This is a genomic window from Bradyrhizobium sp. 23 (genome assembly GCF_023073295.1).
GTDB classification, from domain to species: Bacteria; Pseudomonadota; Alphaproteobacteria; order Rhizobiales; family Xanthobacteraceae; genus Bradyrhizobium; species Bradyrhizobium canariense_D.
On sequence record NZ_JADPJF010000098.1, the window covers coordinates 131,677 to 133,475 of the forward strand.

The 1,799-nt window shown below is 66.4% G+C and carries 2 protein-coding genes; one reads left to right on the forward strand and one right to left on the reverse strand.

The window, feature by feature from the left end:
* Positions 1-810 (reverse strand): isocitrate/isopropylmalate family dehydrogenase (locus tag IVB32_RS24445; protein WP_247411703.1); only part of this gene is annotated, 810 nt, incomplete at its 3' end.
* 134 nt (positions 811-944) lie between these two features.
* Here IVB32_RS24445 and IVB32_RS24450 point away from each other — a divergent pair.
* A partial coding sequence (locus IVB32_RS24450) for a LysR family transcriptional regulator (RefSeq protein WP_247411706.1) occupies positions 945-1,799 on the forward strand: 855 nt, incomplete at its 3' end.

The following is a 1,799-nucleotide window of genomic DNA, read 5'->3' on the forward strand; positions in this document are numbered from 1 at the left end:
CTGCGGGTCGATATTGGCGGTTGGCGCGACGCCGAGGCTGCCCGCCAGCGCCCCGGCGAGGTCGGAGAGGATGTCGGCGTGCAAATTGGTCGCGACAATGGTGTCGAGGCTCTTCGGATTCAGCGTCATGCGCACCGTCATGGCGTCGACCAGCATCTTGTCCCAGGTCACATCGGGGAATTCGGCCGCGACTTCGGCGGCGATCTCGTCCCACATCACCATGCCATGGCGCTGCGCGTTCGACTTGGTCACCACGGTCAGGAACTTGCGCGGGCGCGACCGCGCCAGCTCGAACGCATAGCGCATGATCCGCGTCACGCCGACGCGGGTGAACACCGCGACCTCGGTGCCGACCTCTTCGGGGAGACCCCTGTGGGCGCGGCCGCCCATGCCGGCATATTCGCCCTCGGAATTCTCGCGCACGATCACCCAGTCGAGGTCGCCGACGCCGACATTGCGCAGCGGCGAGGCGACGCCCGGCAAGATCTTGGTCGGCCGCACATTGGCGTATTGGTCAAAGCCCTGGCAGATCGGCAGCCGCAGGCCCCACAGCGTGATGTGATCGGGCACGTCGGGCGCACCGACCGCGCCGAAATAGATCGCGTCGAATTTCTTGAGCTCCGCGAGACCGTCGGCCGGCATCATCACGCCGTGCTTCTTGTAATAGTCCGAACCCCAGTCGAAGGTCTTGATGTTGAAGGCGAGGTCACCGCTGCGGTTGGCCAGCGCCTCCAGCACGCGAACGCCCGCGGAGATGACCTCGGGGCCGATGCCGTCCGCCGGTATCGCTGCAATCGAATGGGTACGCATGAAGGGCTCCGTCCAGATGTCGGTGGGGTTGCGTAACGCTAGCGAACCTAGGCGGGGAAGGGGCCGGGACTCAATCGGCGCTGGTTTATACAAAAAAATGATATAATCCCGTCACAGGATCAGAGGACCGGTGGATGGAATTGCATCAGTTGCGATGCTTCGTGGCGGCGGCCGAGCAGTTGCATTTCGGCCGCGCGGCGCAGCATCTCCAGATGCTGCCCTCCGCTCTCGGCCGCCAGATCAGGCTGCTGGAGGAGGATCTGGGCACGCGGCTGTTTGCGCGGACGACGCGTGCGGTGTCGCTGACGGAAGATGGCGCGACGCTGCTGCGCGATGGCCGCGCCATCCTCGCCCGCGTCGAGGCGGTCGAGACCAACCTGCGCAATCGCGCGCGCGCGGGGGCTGCTCGAAAACTCCGGGTCGGCGCCATCGACAGCGCCGCGGCGGGGCTGTTACCGGCGCTGCTGCGCGATTTTCGCGCAAAGCATCCCGATATCGCAGTGCAGCTCCTGGAAGAGAAGACCGTCCGGCTGCTGCCAAAGATCCTGACCGGCGCGCTCGATCTTGCCTTCGTGCGTCCACCGGCTCAGCGGGACAAGCGGCTCGAATTCCGCGATCTGCTGCAGGAAACAGCCATCGTGGCCTTCCCGCAGCGCCACGCGCTGGCCAAACGCAAGTCGATCACGCTGGCGGAGATCGCCGAGGAGGCGATGCTGGTGCCGGATCGTCGCTCGCGGCCGCACAGCCACGACCTCACGATAAGACTATTCGAGCAGGCAGGCCTCACGCCGCGCGTCGTGCAGGTCGCCGACGAGAAGCAGACCATCATCAATCTCGTCGCAACCAGGCTCGGGGTCGCGATCGTGCCGCGCTGGACCATGCGGATGGCGGTGTCAGGCGTGCGCTTCGTGCCGCTGCGGCCAAAGCAGATCGGGCCCGTCGGCCGGCTGCCGCTCGCTGCCGCATGGCTGCGCGGCTCGCGCGACCCC